The organism is Streptomyces sp. NPDC034043 (assembly GCF_055575675.1).
The window spans coordinates 425,955-447,100 of record NZ_JBVISF010000003.1; the positions used below are offsets into that span (position 1 = coordinate 425,955).

Genomic DNA, 21,146 nt, shown 5'->3' on the forward strand with positions numbered 1-21,146 from the left:
ACACCATGGAACTTCACGACGTCTGGTTCGTACTGATCGCCGTCCTGTGGACCGGCTACTTCTTCCTGGAGGGCTTCGACTTCGGCATCGGCGTCCTGACCAAGCTCCTCGCCCGGGACCGCACGGAGAAGCGGGTCCTGATCAACACGATCGGCCCCGTCTGGGACGGCAACGAGGTCTGGCTGCTCACCGCGGGCGGTGCCACCTTCGCCGCCTTCCCGGAGTGGTACGCGACCCTCTTCTCCGGCTTCTACCTGCCGCTCCTGCTCATCCTGGGGTGCCTCATCGTCCGGGGCGTCGCCTTCGAATACCGCCACAAGCGGTCCGAGGAGCGGTGGCAGGCCAACTGGGAGCACGCGATCTTCTGGACCTCGCTGATCCCCGCCTTCCTGTGGGGCGTGGCCTTCGCCAACATCGCGCGGGGTGTGAAGATCGACCGCAACATGGAGTACGTCGGGAACGTCCTCGACCTGCTCAACGTCTACTCGGTCCTCGGCGGCCTGGTCACCCTCACCCTGTTCACCTTCCACGGCGCCGTCTTCGCCGCCCTGAAGACCGTCGGGGACATCCGGCAGCGGGCACGTGCGCTGGCGACCCGGCTGGGTGTGGTGACGGCGGTGCTGGCCCTGGTCTTCCTCGTCTGGACGCAGGCCTCGCGCGGGGACGCGTGGAGCCTGGTCGCGATGGCCGTCGCCGTACTCGCGCTGGTCGCGGCCCTCGGGTTCAACCTGGCGGGCCGGGAGGGCTGGGCGTTCGCCCTGTCCGGGATCACGATCGCGGCAGCCGTCGCGATGCTCTTCCTGACGCTGTTCCCGAACGTCATGCCGTCCTCGCTGGACGAGGCCTGGAGCCTCACGGTCACCAACGCCTCGTCCACCCCGTACACCTTGAAGATCATGACCTGGTGCGCCGCCGTGGCCACCCCCCTGGTCCTGCTCTACCAGGGCTGGACGTACTGGGTGTTCCGCAAGCGGATCGGCACGCAGCACATCGTCGACGCGCACTGAGCCCCGCGCGTCACTCCTGCCCGACCCTGCCGAGGGGATGTTTCACGTGAAACCGATCGACCCGCGCCTGCTCCGGTACGCCCGTTCCACCCGCCTGTTCCTCGGGGCGGTGGTGGCCCTCGGACTGGCCGGGGCGGGGCTGGTCGTCGGTCAGGCGATGCTCATCGCCGAGATCGTGGTCGGAGCCTTCGAGCTGGGACTCGACGGTGCCGCGCTCCGGACGCCACTGCTGCTGCTCGCGGCGGTGGCGCTGGGGCGCGGGCTGGTCGCCTGGCTCACGGAGCTGGCCGCGCACCGGGCGAGCGCGGCCGTGAAGTCCGAGTTGCGGGGCAGGCTGCTGGACCGGGCCACCGGGCTGGGTCCCGGCTGGCTCAGCGGACAGCGCACGGGATCCCTGGTGTCCCTGGCCACCCGCGGCGTCGACGCGCTGGACGACTACTTCTCCCGCTACCTGCCCCAGCTGGGGCTCGCCGTGGTGGTCCCGGTGGCGGTCCTCGCCCGGATCGTCACCGAGGACTGGGTGTCGGCGGCCATCATCGTGGTCACCCTGCCGCTGATCCCGCTGTTCATGATTCTCATTGGCATGGCCACCCAGAGCCGGATGGACCGCCAGTGGCGGCTGCTGTCCCGGCTGTCGGGGCACTTCCTCGACGTGGTGGCGGGCCTTCCGACACTGAAGGTGTTCGGACGGGCCAAGGCCCAGGCGGAGTCGATCCGCAAGATCACCGACGACTACCGCCAGGCCACGATGCGTACCCTGCGCATCGCCTTCCTCTCCTCCTTCGCGCTGGAACTGCTTGCCACGCTGTCGGTGGCGCTCGTCGCGGTGACCATCGGCATGCGGCTCGTACACGGGGAACTGGACCTGTACACCGGGCTGGTCATCCTGATCCTCGCGCCGGAGGCCTATCTGCCGCTGCGGCAGGTCGGCGCGCAGTACCACGCGGCGGCCGAGGGGCTGGCCGCCGCGGAAGAGATCTTCCAAGTCCTGGAGACCCCCGTCCCGACGCCGGGCGGCGGCGTCGACGTGCCGGCCACGGGACTGCGGATCTCGCTCGACGGGGTCGAGGTCCGGTACGAGGGACGGGGCGCGAGTTCGCCCGGACCCGTATCGCTCGTCGTCGGACCGGGCGAGTGCGTGGCCGTCACCGGGCCGAGCGGAGCGGGCAAGTCCACGCTGTTGAACGTGCTGCTGGGCTTCGTCACACCGACGGCAGGGCGGGTGCGCGTCGGGGACACGGATCTGTCGGAACTCTCCCTCGGACAGTGGCGGGAGCGGATCGCGTGGGTGCCGCAGCGGCCGCACCTGTTCGCGGGCACCATCGCCGAGAACGTCCGCCTGGCCCGGCCCGGGGCCGCTGACGAAGCGGTGGAGACGGCACTGCGCGACGCCGGGGCGTGGGAGTTCGTCTCGGCCCTGCCGGCCGGGGCACGGACCCTGCTCGGAGAGGGCGGGGCCGGGCTGTCCGCCGGGCAGCGCCAGCGCCTGGCCCTGGCCCGGGCCTTCCTCGCGGACCGGCCGGTGCTGCTGCTGGACGAGCCGACCGCGGCCCTGGACGGGGAGACCGAGGCCGCGGTCGTGGACGCCGTACGCCGACTCGCGGCCGGGCGGACCGTGCTGCTCGTGGTGCACCGGCCGGCGCTGCTGGCGGTGGCGGACCGGGTGGTGGCGGTGGGCGCGGGCGCCCCGGCCCGGCCGGTCGCGGCATCCGGTGCCGCGGCGGCGACGGCCGGGGTCGGCGCGGCGGACTTGGCTGCGGGCGCCTCCGCCGGTGCGGCCCAGGACGCCGCGGCCGGGACGGCCCCGCGCGGGGCGGCGGCGAGCTCCGGCCCCGGCGAGTGGATCCTCGGAGCCGCACCCGAAGGGACTGAAAGCGGCCGGGGCAGCGGGAACGCCGGCGGCGCCGGCCCGGGTGGTGACCCGCTGCGGCGGGTGCGGGCCGTGGCCGCGGCCTGGCAGGGCCGGTTCCGGCTGGGGCTGCTCCTCGGGGCGCTGGCCGTGGGGAGCAGCGTCGGGCTGATGGCCGTTTCCGGGTGGCTGATCTCCAGGGCCTCCGAGCAGCCGCCGGTGCTGTACCTGATGGTGGCCGTCACGGCGACGCGGGCCTTCGGCATCGGACGGGCCGTCTTCCGCTACGCCGAGCGGCTCGTGTCACACGACGCCGTCCTGCGGATGCTCGCCGACCTGAGGGTCTCGGTGTACCGGCGGCTGGAGCGGATCGCCCCCGCCGGGCTGCGCGAGCAGCGGCGCGGGGACCTGCTGTCGCGGCTGGTGGCCGATGCCGACGCGCTCCAGGACTACTGGCTGCGCTGGCTCCTCCCCGTCGGCACCGCGGTGCTCGTCGGCGCCGGGTCGGTGGCGTTCACCGCCTGGATGCTGCCGGAGGCGGGGGCCGCGCTCGCAGCGGGGCTGCTCGCGGCCGGGGTCGGGGTGCCGCTGCTCAGCGGGGCCTGCGCGCGGCGTGCCGAGCGGCGGCTGGCTCCCGCTCGCGGGGAACTGGCCACCCGGGTCGCCGACCTGCTGACCGGTACCGCCGAACTGACGGTGGCGGGGGCGTTGGCCGGCCGGAAGGAGCGGGCCCGGGAGAGCGACGGCGTGCTGACGCGGATCGCCTCGCGCGGGGCCGCGGCCACCGGGCTCGGCGGCGGGCTGTCCGCCCTGATGAGCGGGTTCACGGTGGTGTGCGCCGCCCTTGCCGGTGCGGAGGCGGTCGCGGACGGCAGGTTGTCCGGGGTGGCCATGGCGGTGGTGGTGCTGACCCCGCTCGCCGCCTTCGAGGCCGTCAGCGGGCTCCCGCTGGCCGTCCAGTACCGCCAGCGGGTACGGCGCAGTGCCGAGCGGGTGTACGAGGTCATCGACGCTCCGGCGCCCGTCGCGGAGCCGGCCGAGCCCGGTGCGCTGCCGGCCTCACCGTTCCCGCTGCGGCTGACGGGGCTCGCCGCCCGGCACGCCGGGCAGGAGCGGGACGCGCTGCACGGGCTGGACCTGACCCTGGAGGCCGGCCGGCGCATCGCCGTCGTCGGGCCGTCGGGTTCGGGCAAGACCACGCTGGCGCAGGTCCTGCTGCGGTTCCTGGACCCGCGCGAAGGCACGTACACCGTGGGCGGGACGGACGTGCGCGCGCTCGACGGCGACGACGTACGCCGGATCGTGGGCCTGTGCGCCCAGGACGCGCACCTCTTCGACAGCTCGGTCCGCGAGAACCTGCGGCTGGCCCGTACGGACGCCGGCGAGGAGCAGCTGCGCGAGGCGCTCGCCGCGGCCCGGCTCCTGGAGTGGGCCGACGGCCTTCCGGACGGGCTGGACACCTTGGTCGGGGAGCACGGGGAGCGGATCTCCGGCGGGCAGCGTCAGCGGCTGGCCTTGGCGCGGGCACTGCTCGCGGACTTCCCCGTCCTCGTCCTGGACGAGCCGGCCGAGCACCTGGACCTGGCGACCGCGGACGCCCTGACGGCGGATCTGCTGGCGGCCACCGAGGGCCGGACCACCGTACTGATCACGCACCGGCTCGCCGGGCTGACGGCGGTGGACGAGGTACTCGTCCTGGACCGGGGAGAAGTCGTACAGCGGGGCGGCTACGCCGAGCTGGCGGCGGTCGAGGGGCCGCTGCGGCGCCTCCTGGAGCGGGAACAGGAGGCGGATCGGTCCCTCGCCCGTACCGGGGGCTGACTTTCCCTCCTAAACGGGACTAACTAGGCTCGAGAGCATGTCAGTGCAGGAGTCGCAGGAATCACCGGAGTCCGGTGGGGGCGCACCGGATCCCCTGGAGGCCGCCGCCCAGGCGACGCGCAGCCTGCACGGGCTGTCCACCGAGCTGACCGCGCGCGTCCCGCAGCTGCTGGAAGCCATGCGCTCGGTCGGTACCGGCCTCGAACTGCACTCCACTCTCGACCGCATCTGCGAGACGGCCGCCGAACTCGCGGACGCCCGCTACGCGGCGATCGGGGTCGTCGACACGGACGGCCCGGGGCTCTCGGACTTCGTCACCTTCGGCGTCAGCGGCGAGCTGGCAGACCGGATCGGGCACCGCCCGGACGGCAGGCGGGGTCTGCTCGGCGCCCTCATCTCCCATCCCGACACCGTGCTGCTCGCCGATCTGACGAAGGACCCCCGGGCGGCGGGGTTCCCCGCGCACCACCCGCCCATGAAGACCTTCCTCGGCGTCCCGATCCGGGTGCAGGGGGAGATCTTCGGGAACCTCTACCTCGCCGAGAAGAACGGCGGCGTCGAGTTCAGCGACTACGACGTCCACATGGTCCGGGTGCTGGCCACGGAGGCGGGCATCGCCATCGGCAATGCCCGGCTGTACGAGGCCGCCACCCAGCGCGAACGCTGGATCGACGGCTCGGTCGCCGTCACCACCGCCCTGCTGTCCGGCGGGGACGCCGACGACGCCCTCGCGGTGGTGGCCGAACAGGCCCGCCGTCTGGCCGACTCCGCCGCCGGGATCGTGATGCTGCCGGCCGAGGAAGGCGGCATGGAGATCGTCGCGGTCTCCGCGGACGACCCGGCCACCTCGCTCGGCGTGGTCGTTCCCGCGGAGAGCCCGGTGGTCGGGGAGCTGCTGCGGGGCGAGCCGGTCTTCGTGGAGGACGCCGCCGCCGACCCCCGCATGACCAGCAGGCTGACCAGCCAGTACGGACCCTGCATGATGCTGCCGCTGCACAGTGGCGGGCGGGTGCTGGGCGCGCTGGTCACCCCGAGGTCCCGGGGCGAGAGGCCCTTCACCGAGGCGGAGCGGACCCTGGCCACGCAGTTCGCCTCCCAGGCAGCCCTGGCGCTGATGATGGCCGAGGCGCAGCGCGACCGGGAGCGGCTAGCGGTGTTCGAGGACCGCGACCGGATCGCCCGGGACCTGCACGACCTCGTCATCCAGCGGCTGTTCGCCACCGGGATGATGCTGGAGGGCGCACAGCGCCGCTCCGTCGTCCCGGAGGTCCGTGACGGGGTGGGCAAGGCCGTGGACGAGCTGGACGTGACGATCCAGGAGATCCGCACCGCGATCTTCGCGCTCCAGCAGGGCCCGGCGGAGGCGCCGTCGGGTCTGCGCACCCGCGTGCTGCGTGAGATCAACATGGCGGCCGTGCCGCTGGGCTTCAAGCCCGCGCACCGCTTCGTCGGCCCGGTCGACACGGCCGTCGGCGAGCTGGTCGGCAAGAACCTGATCGCCGCCCTGCGCGAGGCTCTGTCGAACGCGTTCCGGCACGCGGACGCGTCCCGGATCGAGGTGCTGGTCGACTCCACCGTCAGCCTGCCCGAGGGCCGCCCCGGGGTACGGCTGGAGGTCGCCGACGACGGGGTGGGCATGCCGGAGGGCGGCCGGCGCAGCGGGCTGCGGAACCTGCGCCGCCGGGCGGAGTCGCTCGGCGGGTCCAGCTGGTACGGACCGGGCATCGGGGAGGACGGTGGCGGGACCACCCTGGTGTGGGAGGCCCCGCTGTGAGCCGTGGAGGGCGGCCCGGCGGGGCGGCGGGGCGGCTCAGCCGCGTGCGGCGTGTGCGGCCAGGATGCGTTCGATGACGACGGCGACCCCGTCCTCGTTGTTGGCGACCGTACGGCCGGACGCTGCCGCGATCACATCCGGGTGGGCGTTGCCCATCGCGTACGAGGTCCCGGCCCAGCGGAGCATCTCCACGTCGTTCGGCATGTCCCCGAAGGCGACGACCTCGGCGGAGGAGATGCCGCGCTCGGCGCAGCACAGCTCCAGCGTGCTGGCCTTGGACACGCCTAGCCCACTGATCTCCAGCAATGCGGTCGGGCTGGAGCGGGTGATCGACGCGTAGGCGCCGGCGGCGGACCGGGCCAGGGCGAGGAACTCGTCCGGGGCGAGATCCGCGTGGTGAGCGAGCAGCTTCAGCACCGGCGCCGCACGGTCTTCGGGCTCCTCGTGGAGCAGCTTCTCGGCGGTGGCGACGGTGGCCCCCGGGTCCTGGAAGAACGGCGGGTAGCCCGGCTCGTAGTTGATGCCAGTGGTCATCTCGACCGCGAAGGAAGTGCCGGGAGCAGCCTCCCGCAGGGTGGTCACGACCGTGCGGGCGGTGGCCCGGGGCAGCGCCCTGACCTGGACGAACTCCCGTCCGGCGTGGAGGTCCACGACGGCGGCGCCGTTCGCGCAGATCGCCAGGCCGTGGCCGTGGACGTGGTCGCTGACCACGTCCATCCAGCGGGCCGGGCGGCCGGTGACGAAGAAGACCTCGATCCCGGCCTCCTCGGCAGCGGCGAGCGCGGCGACCGTGCGGAGCGAGACGGACTTGTCGTCGCGCAGCAGGGTGCCGTCGAGATCGGTGGCGATGAGCCGGGGTACGGGGGTTGGCCCGTCCGGGCGCTGGGAAGCCGAGGTCACCGCTCCATCTTCGCCCATGGGCCCCTGCCGCCGAACCATGATCGAGCAGACAGGTTCCTCCCCCAGGACTGCGCCGCGGGATGCGAGGGTGAAACCGTGGGACCCTACAGATGTTTCACGTGAAACAGGCCCGGGTCGTGCCGCTCCGGCACATGTTTCACGTGGAACAGGTACCCGGAACGAACGCCCGAGGTCCCCTGATGGTTCAGGCGTGGTTGGTGTACGAGCCACGGACCACCGTACGCTCGCAGGCATGACTCTGCGCCTGAGCACTGTGATCCTGCCGGTACGTCCGTGGCACGAGGGAGGCCGTGACCAGTGGGAGCGGGCCGAGCGCCTCGGGTTCCACACCGCCTACACCTATGACCACCTCAGCTGGCGGACCTTCCGCGACGGCCCCTGGTACGGCGCGGTGCCCACCCTGACCGCTGCCGCCTCCGTCACCAAGCGGATCCGTCTCGGAACCCTGGTGACGTCGCCGAACTTCCGCCACCCGGTCACTCTGGCCAAGGACCTGATGTCGCTGGACGACATCTCGGGCGGGCGCATCACCCTCGGCATCGGCGCGGGCGGCAACGGCTTCGACGCGACGGCGCTGGGACAGGAGGAGTGGAGCCCGCGCGAGCGGGCGGACCGGTTCGCAGAGTTCGTACCGCTGCTCGACCGGCTGCTGACCGAGCAGGCGCTCACCCATCACGGCACCTTCTACTCCGCCCACGAGGCACGCAACATTCCCGGGTGCGTCCAGCGCCCGCGCCTGCCGTTCGCCGTCGCGGCCACCGGCCCGCGCGGGGTGAAGCTCGCGGCGAGCCACGGCCAGGCCTGGGTGACCGCCGGGGACCCGAAGGTCTTCGAGGGCACACCCGACCAGTCGCTGGAGGCCCTGCGCCTCCAGCACGGGCGTCTTGAGAAGGCCCTGGCGGAGATCGGACGGGACTCGGACTCCATCGAGAAGGTGCTGCTGACCGGCTTCACCCCGGAGCGCAGCACCATGCTGGAGTCGGTGGACGCGTTCGTCGACTTCGCGGGCCGCCACCGCGAGCTGGGTTTCACCGAGCTGGTCATCCACGCGCCGATCCCGGACTCCGACTTCGCCGCCGACGAGGCCGTCTTCGAGCGGATCGCCACCGAGGGGCTCGCCCAGCTGGACGGCTGAGGCACCCCACCGGCCCGGCCGGGCCCCGTCGCGTGACGGGCTCCGGCCGGACCGGTCAGGGGATCAGGCCGTCAGCTGCGTGATGATCCGCCGGGCCTGAGGGGCCACCCATTCCGGAGCCATGCCCTCGGGAAGGGTCTCGACCTCCTCCAGCAGGGCCGAGATGAGGGCGGCGCCCACGGCGGGACGGCCCAGCTCGTGATGGGTCCAGGCGGCGTTGTTCAGGCACTGGAAGCGGTCCTGGAGGTTCTCCAGCCCGAGCTTCGCGTACAGCTCGGCCGCGCGCTCCCACAGCCGGATCTCCTCCAGCCGCAGGGCCTCGACGGCGGCCGGGCTCAGGGCGTTCCCCGCCGGGGGCTCCCCCGCCCCCTCCGGCTGAAGGGCGCTCACCAGCCGGTCCAGCACCTGCGCCAGCTGGTGCCAGGTCTGCGCGAGTTCGGAGAGCAGTTCCGGATCCTGTGAGCCGTCGGCCGCCAGGGCCTTCTCCAGGACTTCGGCGGCCTCGTCCATCAGGGCCCGGGCGGCTGCCGCGGTCTCCTCGGTGACCTCCTCGCGCATCCCCAGCCAGGCCAGCGAGCGCAGGATCCGGACCTCGGAGACCACCGCGTCGCCGGTCAGCCGGCGCAGTTCCAGGGCGCGCCGGTACGCGGCGACGGCCTCCTCGTCCAGGCCGGTGTCGGAGAGACAGTCGGCGGCCGCCTGCGCGAACCGCGCCTGAGGCCGGGGGTCCTCCCAGTCCTTCACCAGTTCGGCGGCCTGCAGGAACTGCTCCGCGGCGGCCCGGGGCTCGCGCAGGTCGCGCAGCAGGTTCCCCAGGAAGTCCCTCGCGGAGACGGCCTGTCCCTCGCCGTGCTCCAGCAGGTCGGGCAGCGCCGACTGGAGCACCTCCGCCGCGTCGGCGGTCCGGCCGTCCCGGGCGTAGGCCTGGGCCAGCATCCGCCGCGCCTGGGCCCCGCCGTCGGCGGCCAGACCGGCCTGGTCGAACCAGTGCGCCGCCGCGAGGGCGTGCTCGGCGGCCTCCGCCACCGTGTCCCGCCCGCGCAGCAGGACGTCCGCGAGGGTGAGGTGTACGAGGCCCTGCTGCTCGGGGTCGGTCTCCTCGGCGGAGTGCTCCAGGCCGGACCGCGCGGCCGCCTCGGCCTCCTCGGGCCGTCCCAGCGAGAGCAGCACACCGGCCCGCAGTACGAGGGGATCCACCGCCTGCCACGGCCGGCCCGCTCCGACGGCCCGGTCCGCGGCGGAGGCCAGCAGCTCCAAGGCCCGGTCGGTGTCGCCCTGGGAGAGGGACAGACGGCCCAGCATCTCCTCGGCCTCGGCCGCCAGGTCCGGGAGGGCCTGCCCGTAGGAGGAGACGAAGGAGGCGAGTTCGGCCGTCAGCAGCTCGTGGCCGTGGTCGTGACCGTCCCCGTGGCCGTCCGTGTGTCCGTCCCCGTGGCCGTGGCCGTGATCGTGGTCGTGACCGTCCACGTGCTCCTCGGCATGCTCCCGGGCGGCCTCGGCCGAGCGCAGGTACGGCTCCAGCCGCAGCGCGGACAGTTCCGCGACCGCGATCCTGCGGGCCCGCAGCGGTTCCGCCGCGTCCAGCGCCTCGGCGGCCCGCAGTCCAGCCGCCAGCTGCGCGCGGACCTCCTCCGGCGCGGCCCCGGCCTGCGCGGCCGCGCTCGCCAGCCGCAGCTCGGCCAGGGCGGCGCGTTCTGCCTGCCCCAGCGCGCGGTACCCGTCACGGACGGCCGTCAGCAGTTCCGCCGCGTCGGGTGCTCCGGCCCGCGCGGCCGTCAGGGCCCGGTGGTCGGCCACCTCGGCGCGCAGCAGCGGGTCCACCTCCGATTCCGGCAGCGCGGAGACCCGTACGGCCACCTCGGCCCACAGCCGGTCCGCGTCCGGGTGGCCCGCGTCGCGGGCGTCGCGGGCCCGCTCGACGAGCCCGCCGAACTCGGCGGCGCTCACGGGCACGGCCGCGGCGGCCGGTGCCGCCGTCGCCGCCGTCGGCTGCGGCAGCGCGGCACTGCGCACGCCCAGGGGCAGTACGTCGGCCAGCGGTGCCTGCGAGAGCCGTTCCAGGAGCCGTTCGGAGACCCGGGTGGTGCCGTTGCGCACGTCGAACCGCCCGGCGATGCCGAGGGCCTCCTCGCGGAGGATGCCGTGCAGCTCGCCGACGGTGCGCGCGGAGCCCTCGTACGGCACCGTCGGGTCGGCTGCGTGGCCGAGGTCGACGAGCCGCCGCAGCAGGACGACGACTCCCGCGTAGAAGTCCATCTGCGTCCTGACGTCCACGAGCGGCCGCAGGTGCGCGCCGTGCTCGGCGAGGATCTCAACGCCGCGTGCCTCGTTGCCGGTGAGGGCGCAGAACTCGATGTGCTGGCCGATCGCGCGCAGCAGGCTCTCCTTGCCCCGGGCCATCCGGTAGCCGCGCAGGTGGTGCGAGCGGGCCTCGTCGGTGCGGCCGAGGCGCAGCAGGGGGAGCAGGGACCGGGCGAGGACCCGGTGCGGTTCCTCCATGCAGGTCTGCTCGCCGTTCAGTACGGGGCCCCAGACCTCGATCGCCCTGGCGTGCTCGCCCTTGGTCGCCCAGAACACGCCCTGGGAGTTCGTCTCACAGGCGTGGCAGTCGCTCATCTCGTCGCGGTCGGCCGCCCGCCACTGGGCCATGGCCCGCTCCGCGCGCTCGTCGTCGCCGATGGCGTCCGCGAGGAAGTACTCGGACTGGCGTACCGCCCGCTCGCTGTAGCCGGCGATCCGGTAGCGCTTCTCCATGTCGTCGAGGTAGCCGGTGACGGAGGAGACCGGTACGTCGGGGGAGCTGATGATCTGGCCCGAGACCCACTTGAAGCGCCAGAAGAGGGAGTGGGCGTCGGCCGGGGTGAACGCCGACGGGTCGCGGTCGTACTCCTGGAGCAGGCGGGCGAAGGGGACCACCATCCGGCTCCGCTCGGCGCTGTACTCGTAGGAGTCGATCTGGTTGATCAGCGCGATCCGGAACACCTCGGTGTCACCGCACACCTCGGCGGCGGCGGTCAGTGCCTCGGCCTGGGCGTTGCGCGCGGCGCCGTGGGGCAGGCCGCGGTTCTCGCGCAGGGCGCGCCGGATCTCCTCAGGGGTCAGGGTGCTCACTTCTCGTCCTCCTGGGACTTGCCGGTCGGGGTGTCGGCGGAGTGGGTCGCCCATTCCAGGAGCCCGATGAAGGCCCGGTTGAGCAGGGCCGAATCGGCCGGGCGCAGCGGCCGCTGGGACATCAGCAGCGCCTGGCCGTACAGCGATTCGACGGCGGTGCCGGCGAGCGTGGGGTCGGCAAGCCCCGCGATGCGCCGGACCAGGGGGTTGTTGTGGTTCAGCACGAGGCGGGCGCGCGGGCCGGAGCCGCGCAGCGAGCCGAGGATTCCGCTCCACAGGGAGTCGGCGGACTCGAGGGCGGTGGTCCGGTCCCGCTCCTGACGGGCCTGGCGGTCGTCGAGGTAGAGGGCGGGTACGGCCACGGGCTGGAAGGCGCGCAGCACCACGTCGCAGCTCTGGGGTTCCAGGCGGGTGCGGGCGGTGGAGAGGAAGGAGGCGAGGGACAGTTCGGCGGCGGTGGGGACCGGGTCGAGGCGGTCGGTGACGGCCCCCGCGTCCAGCTCGGTGACCTTCAGGTCGGGGCGTACGGAGGGCAGCAGCGCGAGCAGGTCGGCGTCGTAGGTGTAGCCGGCGTTGACGACGCCGAGGCCGTGCGCCGCCGCGATCGGGGCGATCTGGCGGAACTCCTCGACGGTCCGCGTGAAGTGGATCTCGGCGTGGGCCGCCGTGAACTCCTCCAGGTTCATCGATCCGTCGCTGGTCTCGAACGGCAGCCACGGCAGCATCAGCCCGAGCAGTTCGGCGTCGTGCCGGGCGAGGGACTTCACGCCGAGGTGGTGGACGCTCAGGAAGGCGGCCAGACGCTCCGGTTCGGTTGCCGCCAGCTCGGCCAGCCAGGAGCGGATGCGGGCGCCGAGCGCTTCGCGTACGGCGGCGAGGGTCTCGTCGTCGTAGAGGTTCTCGCGGGAGGCCGTGGGCCGCAGGGTGTCGGTGTCGAGGACCGCGCGGACGAAGAAGGCCCAGTCGGGCAGCAGGTTGTCGGCCTGGTCGGTGAGCAGCATGCCCTTGAGGTGGACGCGGTGGCCGGCCCGGTGGGCGGGGCTGGTCGGTTCGGGCAGTACGTACGCGACTCCGCGCACTCCGGCCACCGGCAGGTCGAGGTCGATGCTGTCGAGCGGGGTGAAGCCGAAGAGCTGCGCGCAGTGCCCGGCGAGTGCGACGCGCCGGGCGGTCGGGGTGGGGTGGGCGCGGTCCCATACGGCGGGCCGGTCGGTGATGGGCCGGGGGGCGCTGCCGGTGCCGTCGTCGAAGGTGATCGGGTGGGGGAGCAGGGAGCCGTAGTCGCGGGCGAGCCGTTCGACCCGGGCCGGTTCGGTCCACTCCTCGGCACCCGGGCGGGCTTCCAGGTGGACGGTGGTGCCGGGCTCGGGGCGGGCGTCGTGGGGCAGTTCGCGCACGGTGTAGGAGCCGTCGTCCGTGGCCAGCCACTCGACGGGCGCCGCCCGGGGGTCGCGGGCGGACCGGGTGACGACCCGGATCTGCCGGGCGACGACGAAGCAGGCGAGCAGGCCGATGCCGAACTGGCCCAGGAACTGCTGGCGGGTGGTCTCCAGGCCCTGCAGTTCGGCGGCGGAGGCACCGTCGCCGCCGCGCTTGGAGCTGCGGCCGATGGTGGCGAGGAGGGAGTGGGCCTCGGCGGCGGTCAGGCCGATGCCGGAGTCCTCGATGGTGATGCGGCCGGCGGTGGCGGACAGGTGGATGCGGACCTCCGCGCCCGGTTCGAGGGCGTGACGGGCGGTCACGGCGTCGACGGCGTTCTGGAGGAGTTCGCGCACGTAGACGCGGGGGCTGGAATAGAGGTGGTGGGAGAGCAGGTCGACCAGGCCGCGCAGGTCGACCTGGAAGTTGTTGACGGCGCCCTCGGCCGGTGAAGCGGCGGGGAATTCGGACGGGGAAGGAGACACGGATGTCATCGGGCATCAGCTCGCTTGCTCGCGTGGTGGTCGGCGATCGCGAGGTACCCCCCTCACTGATGCCGGAACGAGGAACAGAGTAGGTGGACGATCCGACAATCACTCCGTGAATTCCGCTCCGACCGGGCGGTTCCCCCGGTGGCCCCGGCCCGTCAGGGGAAGCGGAGGAATTCCGGCGGGACGGCCTCCGCCAGCCACACCCCGTTAGCGCTGATCCGGAACACGTGCCCGGCCGCTCGCATCGCCCCGGTGTCCACGGCGAGGACCACCGGCCGGCCCCGGCGCCCACCGACCCGGGTCGCCGTCTCGCGGTCGGGCGAGAGGTGTACGTGGTGGCGGGCCATGGGGCGCAGTCCCTCGGCGCGGATCGAGGCCAGGGCGGCGGCGACGGTGCCGTGGTAGAGGTACGCGGGCGGTTCGGCCTCCGGCAGGCCCAGGTCCACCGCGACGGTGTGACCCTGGTTGGCCCGGATGCGGGTGCCGTCGACGGCGAACCGCTGCTTGTCGTTGGTGGCGACGACATGGTCGAGCTCGGCCCTGGTGAAGGGGAATCCGTGTTCCGCGGCGGCCCGCAGGAGGTCGTCGATCTCCACCCAGCCCTGGCGGTCGAGCACCAGTCCGATCCGTTCCGGCTGGTGGCGCAGATGTTTCGAGACGTATCTGGACACCTTCACGGTGCGTCGGTCATCCATGTGCCCAGCTTGACGGCTCGAAGGGGTTCCGAGCAGCGATTTTCCACGCGCGGGCGTCCCTCTATCGCGTTTCCAAGATACGGAATACATTTTCCGCATCACGACGTACCCAGAGGGAGAAACTATGACCAATAAGGCCTCACTGCTTCGGCGTGTGGCTGCCGAGCTCATCGGCACCGCAGGCCTGCTCGTGGTGGTGATCGGCTCGGGCATCCAGGCCGCGAACCTCAGCCGCGACACCGGTGTCGCCCTCGTCGCCAACTCGCTCGCCTCCGCGATCGGCCTCGGCCTGATCATCACCCTGTTCGGCCCCCTCTCCGGTGCCCATCTGAACCCGGTCGTCACCCTCACCGCCTGGTGGGCGCGGCGCACCGGGGGCGAGGGGCTCGACGCGCGGGAGGCCTTCGCGTACGCCGCCGCCCAGACCGCCGGTGCCATCGCAGGTGCCGTGCTGGCGGAGACGATGTTCGGCCGCACCCCCGGGACCTTCTCCACCCAGGTCCGCGACGGGGGTCACCTGCTGATCGGCGAGATCATCGCGACCGCCGGACTGGTCCTGGTCATCCAGGGCCTCGGGCGCATCGGCCGGCCGAGGCTGATCCCGGCCGCGGTCGCCGGGTACATCGCCGCCGCGATCTGGTTCACCTCGTCGGGGTCCTTCGCCAATCCCGCCGGCACCATCGGGCGCGCCTTCAGCGACTCCTTCACCGGCATCGCCCCGCAGTCCCTTCCCGGGTTCGTCGTGGCGCAGCTGCTCGGCGGCGTTCTCGGCCTTGCCCTGGCCGTACTCCTCTACGGGCGCGAGCGCCACGACGGCGGCACCGGAGTACCGCGCTCCGGGCAGCCCGAGACGGAGGTCGTGGTGGCCGGTATGCCCCGTACGGGCGGGGCCTTCGAGGCCATCGTCTAGCCGATCGCCTGCGTTGCCCACAGGGTGAAGGGGGTTGTCCACAGCCGTTTCAGCGGGTTTCGGTGACATCTGAGCGATTCGCCCCCGGGGCCCCCTGTGGACTACCGATCGAGCATTACCGGCCGCCCCGGCTTGCCAGATCGTTCATCGTCCGGGCTTGCAGCTCCCGCTCCGTCGCGGCCCGGACGAACTCCGACACGTTGTCCGGACCCACCAGTTCCTGCACCGCCCGCACCGTCGCGGCGGGCAGGGCCACCGGGGCGGGGCCGGTCGGCTGCGCCGCACCGGGCGCCCCCAGATGACGCTGGAGGTGCCGGGTCGCGAAGAGCCGCATCGCCCGCGCCAGCTCGGCGTCGACCGTCTGCTGGGCCAGGGGCCGCAGCCGGCGCACCATCGTCGCGGCCTCCGCCGCGTCCGCGTCCGTCGGCGGCACCTGCCCGAGGTAGCGGGCGAACACGTGCTCGGTGGTGAACTCCAGGAAGCGCGAGGCGATGTACTCGACCTGCCCGCGCAGCTCCCGCAGGTGCCCGGTGATGGCCCCGAGGGGCACCCCCGCCGCGTACAGCTCGGCCGCCACCGCCAGTTCCTGCGGCGAGGGCACGAGGAACTCGTCCGGACGCCCCGGGATCCGCTCCAGGACCCCCAGCTCGCAGGCCTCGTCCACCGCTTCGTCGTCGGGCAGGCCGCCGAACCGCGCGTTGAGGTCCTCCCGGCTGATCCGGTCGGCCTCTTCGTCGGTCCAGGGCCCGTGCACCTCCGCGACCAGGCCCAGCACGCCGCCCAGCCCGCGCCCCGCGTCCCAGGCCTCCAGCAGCTCCTTGATGGAGGCCAGGGTGTAGCCGCGGTCCAGCAGGTCCGCGATCTGGCGCAGCCGCGCCAGATGCGTGTCCCGGTAGACGTTGGACCGTCCCCGGCGCTCCGGCTTCGGCAGCAGGCCGCGGTCCTGGTACGCGCGGATCGTGCGCACCGTCGCCCCGCTGTGATGGGCCAGATCCTCGATCCGGTACTCGGCTACCGCCTGATCGGACAATCCCGGCTCCCTACGACATGGCGGCTCGGCCGACCGCGCCCGCCGCGGTCCGGGCGGCAGGAGACGCCGCCAGGTACTCGACCGCCTCGAGCAGCGAGCCCTCCTGCGTGGGATGGTACGACCGCGCGCGGGAGCCGGGTATGCCCGTGCCCGGCCAGCCGACGACCGGCCTCCCACCCGGCGCTCCGGCCTTTCGGACCCGCCCGCGGCGCGACGGCCTCACAGCCGGGGCTCCAGCCTCGCGAGCCGGCGCAGGGTATTGGGCGCGAAGCGGGACATCCACAGGGCGGCCTTGGACTCGGGGGTCACCGGTACCACGGCCCGGTTCTTCACCACGGCCAGCAGGATCGCGTCCGCGACCTTCTCCGGGGGGAAGTTGCGCAGTCCGTACAGCCGCGAGGAGCGCTCCTGGCGGCGCTTCTCCTCCGCCGCGTCCACCCCGGCGAACCGGGCGGTGGCGGTGATGTTCGTATTGACGATGCCCGGACAGATCGCCGAGACCCCGATCGACTTGGATGCCAGCTCCGCGCGCAGGCACTCGCTCAGCATGAGGACCGCGGCCTTGGAGGTGCTGTACGCGGGCAGCGACTTCGACGGCAGATAGGCGGCGGCGGAGGCGGTGTTGACGATGTGGCCGCCCTGCCCGCGCTCGGCCATCTGCCTCCCGAAGATCCGGCAGCCGTGGACGACCCCCCACAGGTTGACGTCGAGGACCTTCTTCCAGTCCTCGGAACCGGTCTCCAGGAAGGAGCCCGACAGACCGATACCCGCGTTGTTGACCAGCACGTCGACGACCCCGTACTCGGCGGCGACCTTCGCCGCGAGCTTCTCCATCGCCTGCTCGTCACTGACGTCGACGCACTCGCCCCATGACTCGGGCGCGCCGACGAGCCGTGCCATCTCGGCCGTGCGGGCCGCACCCTCCCCGTCCCGGTCGACGGCCACGACCCGGGCGCCGGCCTCGGCGAACGCGAACGCCGTGGCCCGCCCGATCCCGCTGGCGGCTCCGGTGACCAGCACCAGCTGCCCCCCGAACCGGTCCGCGTACTTGCCCGGCGCACGCAGCTCCGGCGCCCGTGCGGCGGGCTCCTCGCGGGCGGTGACGAAGTCGGTGATCCACGCCGCCACCTGGTCCGGCCGGGTCCTGGGGAGCCAGTGCTTCGCGGGCACGGTCCGCCGCACCAGATCCGGCGCCCAGTGCTCCAGGCCGTCGTAGAGCCGCTCGGAGAGGAAGGCGTCCCCGGTCGCGACGATCAGCTGCACCGGTACGTGCGCGTACGCGTCGGTGCGGGGACGGCTCATCCGGGCCCGAACGTTGTCGCGGTAGAGCCAGGCGCCGTGCGCGGCGTCGGAGGCGAGGGAGGCCGTCGGGTAGGGGCCGGCCGGGATGCCCTCGAACCGCTCCAGGACCTTCGGCCAGCGCTTGGCGAGCGGCCCGCGCCAGGCGAGCTCCGGCAGCACCGGCGTGTGCAGCACGCCGACGTACCAGGACTTGGCGCCCTGTCCCAGCAATTGGGCGGCCCGTCGCGGGGTGGGGCGCGTCATCCGCTGCTTGATCCAGTGCCCGAAGTGGTCGAGGGAGGGCCCCGACATGGAGGTGAAGGAGGCGATCCGGCCCTCGGTACGGGCGACCGTGGCGAACTCCCAGCCCTGGACGGAGCCCCAGTCGTGCCCGACCAGGTGCACCGGACGGTCCGGACTGACCGCGTCCGCCACGGCGAGGAAGTCGTCGGTCAGCTTCTCCAGGGTGAAGCCCCCGCGCAGCGGCACCGGAGCCGAGGAGCGCCCGTGGCCGCGTACGTCGTACAGCACCACGTGGAAGCGGGCCGCGAGCCGTTCGGCGACCTCCGACCAGACCTCCTTGCTGTCCGGGTAGCCGTGTACCAGCAGCACGGTCGGCCGGTCCGGCTCACCGAGCTCGAGGACGCACAGCTCGATCCCGCCGGTGCTCACGCGGCGCTCGCGCGCGCCCTCCAGTGCCGTCCCGCTCATCCCGCTCATGCCGCCTTCTCCTCAGCCCAGCGCCGCACGTGCGGCAGGTCGTCGTCCAGCCAGAACGCGGCCTCCGCGGGATCCGTGGAGTCGGTGACGACCAGGATCTCCTCGAACTTCGCGCCGGTGCCCCGGAAGCCCAGGTGCGGCTCCACCGCCCACAGCCCGGGCTGCGGCGGATGGTCGGAGAAGTGGTACGGACTCCACAGCGGTGACCAGCCCTCCCGGTGCCCGTGCAGGGCGTCGGAGGCCAGCCCCTTGAGGGACTGGCTGCCGAAGCCGAACACGGTTGGGGACCAGCGCCGCTCCTTGACCCGGTCGATCTTGTGCGCGATGACGCCGAAGGGGTAGGCCCGGTGCCGGTTGGCGTACCCCTGCCGGGTCATCAGCCGCTCCACGTTCTCGTATATCTCCCGCAGCGGCCGGCGCTCGCGCACCTGCTCCAGGATCAGCTCCCGGTGCGGGCGCAGGTCGGACATCAGCCGGTCCTGCACCGGATTGAGGCCAAGACTGCCGGAGTAGCCGATGTCGGCCGCGTAGCCCCGGTACACCGGCGCCATGTCGAGGATGAACGGCATCCCCGGCTCCAGCCGCCGCGAGGTCGGGAAGAACTGGAGCGGGATCTTGAAGTTCGCGAAGGCGGTCCGGTCCCCGAACCAGGCGAAGGGCAGGTGGAACCAGTCCCGCACCCCGCGCTCGCGCAGCCAGTCGCGCTGCATCCGCGCCGCCTCGCGCTCGGTCACCCCCGGGCGCAGCTGCGCCGCCACCGTCTCCGCGCACTCGTACGCGAGCCGCTGGACCTCTCTGAAGCCGCGCAGCCCGGCGGAGAGCTGCCCGGAGTCGTGCGCGGTGCGCTGCTTGGTGTCCCCAGTCATGCCGCCGTCCGTCCCTGTAGCCCGACGCTCCCGAAACTTGACACTGATGAATGTGACAATGCCTGGAGACCACGTCAAGGCCCGTGCACGCACCTGTGGAAAACTCCGGTGGCATCAGCCTTCCGTCAGGGTTCGTAGTCCTCAAGGCTGATACGCGTTCCCGCTCCAGGTCTGACGATCCGCAGGCACCGCAGCACTAACGTCGAAGCCGTGACTGTCATCGCGACCGAAAGCCTGAGCAAGCGGTACCCCCGAGTGACCGCCCTCGACCGGCTCTCCCTGGACATCGGGCCCGGCGTGACCGGGCTCGTGGGCGCCAACGGAGCCGGCAAGTCCACGCTGATCAAGATCCTGCTGGGACTCTCCCCCGCCACCGAGGGCCGCGCCGCCGTGCTCGGACTGGACGTCGCCACGCACGGCAGCGCCATCCGCGAGCGGGTCGGCTACATGCCCGAGCACGACTGCCTGCCACCCGACGTCTCGGCCACCGAGTTCGTCGTCCACATGGCGCGCATGTCCGGGCTCCCGCCGACCGCCGCCCGTGAGCGGACCGCCGACACGCTGCGTCACGTCGGGCTGTACGAGGAGCGCTACCGCCCCATCGGCGGCTACTCCACCGGCATGAAGCAGCGGGTCAAACTCGCGCAGGCGCTGGTACACGACCCGCAGCTGGTCCTCCTCGACGAGCCGACCAACGGCCTCGATCCGGTCGGCCGCGACGAGATGCTCGGCCTGATCCGCCGCGTCCACACCGACTTCGGCATCTCGGTCCTGGTCACCTCCCACCTCCTCGGCGAGCTGGAGCGGACCTGCGACCACGTGGTCGTCGTCGACGGCGGGAAGCTGCTGCGCTCCAGCTCCACCAGCGACTTCACCCAGACCACGACCACCCTCGCGGTCGAGGTCACCGACTCCGACGCCCACCCGGACGGCACGGCCGCCCTCCGCAAGGCGCTCACCGCCGCGGGCGTCAGCCTCCACGCGGGCGAGGAGCAGGGCCTGCCCGGAGCCGGCCACATCCTCCTCGTCGAGGCCATGGGCGAGGACACGTACGACACCGTCCGCGACACCGTCGCCGACCTCGGCCTCGGCCTGGTCCGCATGGAACAGCGCCGCCACCACATCGCCGAGGTCTTCCGCGACAACGACCGGACCTCGTCCCCCGCCCACCCGAAGGGAGCCGGCTCCGATGGCGCCTGAGACCTCGACCCAGATCCACAACATCGGCTACCGGTCCTACGACGGACCCCGGCTCGGCCGCGGCTACGCCCGCACCTCGCTGTTCTCGCAGTCCCTGCGCGGTGCCTACGGCCTCGGCCGCTCCGCGAAGTCCAAGGTGCTGCCGATGATCCTCTTCGCGGTGATGTGCGTACCCGCGCTCATCATCGTCGCGGTGGCCATCGCGGTCCCCGGCTCCAGCGACCTGCCGATCAAGTACACGACGTACGCCCTGACCACACAGGTGGTCATCGGCCTCTACCTCGCCTCGCAGGCCCCCCAGTCGGTCTCGCGGGACCTGCGCTTCAAGACGGTGCCGCTGTACTTCTCGCGGCCCATCGAGCGGGTCGACTACGTGGTGGCCAAGTACGCCGCCATGGCATCGGCCCTCTTCATCCTCACCGCCACCCCGCTGTTGATCATGTGGATCGGCTCGCTGCTGGCGAAGTTCGACTTCGGTCACCAGACAAAGGGATTCGGGCAGGGACTGGTGTCGGTACTGCTGCTGTCGCTGCTCTTCGCCGGCCTCGGCCTGGTCATGGCCGCGCTCACCCCGCGCCGCGGCTTCGGCGTGGCGGCCGTCATCGCCCTGCTGCTCATTCCGTACGGGGCCGTCTCCACCATCCAGGCGGTCGCCTACTCCACGGGGAACAACGGCGCCATCGAGTGGATGGGCCTGTTCTCCCCGGTCTCCCTGATCGACGGAGTGCAGACCGCGTTCCTCGGCGCCACCTCCGCCTTCCCGGGCGGCGAAGGGCCCTCCGCCGCCACCGGCGTCGTGTACCTGCTCGTCGTATTCGGCCTCATCATCGGCTCCTACGCAGCCCTGATGGCCCGCTACCGGAAGGCCGGGCTGTGACCTCCCACCCGTCGCCCACCACCACCCCCCTAAGGAATG

14 protein-coding genes are annotated in these 21,146 nt (G+C 72.7%); 7 read left to right on the top strand and 7 right to left on the bottom strand.

Features of this window, described 5'->3' with window-relative positions; genetic code table 11:
- Positions 1-5 precede the first annotated feature (5 nt).
- From cydB to ACZ51S_RS10475, 3 genes are read left to right on the top strand one after another with little or no spacing between them, the layout of a single operon-like run.
- The gene (cydB, locus tag ACZ51S_RS10465) at positions 6-1,007 is read left to right on the top strand and encodes a cytochrome d ubiquinol oxidase subunit II (RefSeq protein WP_468960480.1); all 1,002 of its coding nucleotides are present in this window, start codon (positions 6-8) and stop codon (positions 1,005-1,007) included.
- A gap of 46 nt (positions 1,008-1,053) precedes the next feature.
- On the top strand, positions 1,054-4,677 hold the full coding sequence (gene cydD / locus ACZ51S_RS10470) for a thiol reductant ABC exporter subunit CydD (protein WP_468960481.1): 3,624 nt from the start codon (positions 1,054-1,056) through the stop codon (positions 4,675-4,677).
- Positions 4,678-4,714: 37 nt separating this feature from the next.
- Positions 4,715-6,451, top strand: a complete 1,737-nt coding sequence (locus tag ACZ51S_RS10475; RefSeq protein ID WP_468475183.1) for a GAF domain-containing sensor histidine kinase — start codon at positions 4,715-4,717, stop codon at positions 6,449-6,451.
- Positions 6,452-6,487: 36 nt separating this feature from the next.
- Here ACZ51S_RS10475 and ACZ51S_RS10480 read toward each other — a convergent pair whose 3' ends face one another.
- The gene (locus tag ACZ51S_RS10480) at positions 6,488-7,369 is read right to left on the bottom strand and encodes a Cof-type HAD-IIB family hydrolase (protein ID WP_468801526.1); all 882 of its coding nucleotides are present in this window, start codon (positions 7,367-7,369) and stop codon (positions 6,488-6,490) included.
- A 235-nt stretch (positions 7,370-7,604) separates the two neighbouring features.
- Between ACZ51S_RS10480 and ACZ51S_RS10485 the strand changes: the two genes are divergently transcribed.
- Positions 7,605-8,507, top strand: coding sequence for an LLM class flavin-dependent oxidoreductase (locus ACZ51S_RS10485; protein WP_468885497.1), 903 nt, complete (start codon positions 7,605-7,607; stop codon positions 8,505-8,507).
- Between the two features lie 63 nt (positions 8,508-8,570).
- Here ACZ51S_RS10485 and ACZ51S_RS10490 read toward each other — a convergent pair whose 3' ends face one another.
- The 3 genes from ACZ51S_RS10490 to ACZ51S_RS10500 form a co-directional block, all read right to left on the bottom strand.
- A complete protein-coding gene (locus ACZ51S_RS10490; protein WP_468960484.1) occupies positions 8,571-11,618 on the bottom strand; it encodes a tetratricopeptide repeat protein in 3,048 nt (1,015 codons plus the stop codon).
- Entirely contained in the window at positions 11,615-13,531 is a 1,917-nt protein-coding gene (locus ACZ51S_RS10495; protein ID WP_468801529.1) for an HSP90 family protein, read from the bottom strand. The genes ACZ51S_RS10490 and ACZ51S_RS10495 overlap by 4 nt, the downstream gene beginning before the upstream one ends.
- A gap of 152 nt (positions 13,532-13,683) precedes the next feature.
- Complete coding sequence (locus tag ACZ51S_RS10500) at positions 13,684-14,223, bottom strand: RNA 2'-phosphotransferase (protein ID WP_468475188.1); 540 nt, start codon at positions 14,221-14,223, stop codon at positions 13,684-13,686.
- A gap of 124 nt (positions 14,224-14,347) precedes the next feature.
- Between ACZ51S_RS10500 and ACZ51S_RS10505 the strand changes: the two genes are divergently transcribed.
- Positions 14,348-15,133 carry an aquaporin gene (locus tag ACZ51S_RS10505; RefSeq protein WP_468475189.1) on the top strand — a complete coding sequence of 262 codons (786 nt, stop codon included), beginning with the start codon at positions 14,348-14,350 and terminating at the stop codon, positions 15,131-15,133.
- Between the two features lie 115 nt (positions 15,134-15,248).
- Here the strand turns inward: ACZ51S_RS10505 and ACZ51S_RS10510 are convergent, their stop codons facing one another.
- The 3 genes from ACZ51S_RS10510 to ACZ51S_RS10520 form a co-directional block, all read right to left on the bottom strand.
- Positions 15,249-16,163, bottom strand: a complete 915-nt coding sequence (locus ACZ51S_RS10510; protein ID WP_468475190.1) for a MerR family transcriptional regulator — start codon at positions 16,161-16,163, stop codon at positions 15,249-15,251.
- Positions 16,164-16,382: 219 nt separating this feature from the next.
- Positions 16,383-18,155, bottom strand: a complete 1,773-nt coding sequence (locus tag ACZ51S_RS10515) for an SDR family oxidoreductase (RefSeq protein WP_468475257.1) — start codon at positions 18,153-18,155, stop codon at positions 16,383-16,385.
- 5 nt (positions 18,156-18,160) lie between these two features.
- Positions 18,161-19,030, bottom strand: a complete 870-nt coding sequence (locus tag ACZ51S_RS10520) for a M24 family metallopeptidase (RefSeq protein ID WP_468885490.1) — start codon at positions 19,028-19,030, stop codon at positions 18,161-18,163.
- Between the two features lie 210 nt (positions 19,031-19,240).
- Between ACZ51S_RS10520 and ACZ51S_RS10525 the strand changes: the two genes are divergently transcribed.
- Both ACZ51S_RS10525 and ACZ51S_RS10530 read left to right on the top strand, forming a co-directional pair.
- A complete protein-coding gene (locus tag ACZ51S_RS10525) occupies positions 19,241-20,230 on the top strand; it encodes an ABC transporter ATP-binding protein (protein ID WP_468475192.1) in 990 nt (329 codons plus the stop codon).
- Positions 20,220-21,107, top strand: coding sequence for an ABC transporter permease (locus tag ACZ51S_RS10530; RefSeq protein WP_388932645.1), 888 nt, complete (start codon positions 20,220-20,222; stop codon positions 21,105-21,107). The genes ACZ51S_RS10525 and ACZ51S_RS10530 overlap by 11 nt, the downstream gene beginning before the upstream one ends.
- Positions 21,108-21,146 lie beyond the last annotated feature (39 nt).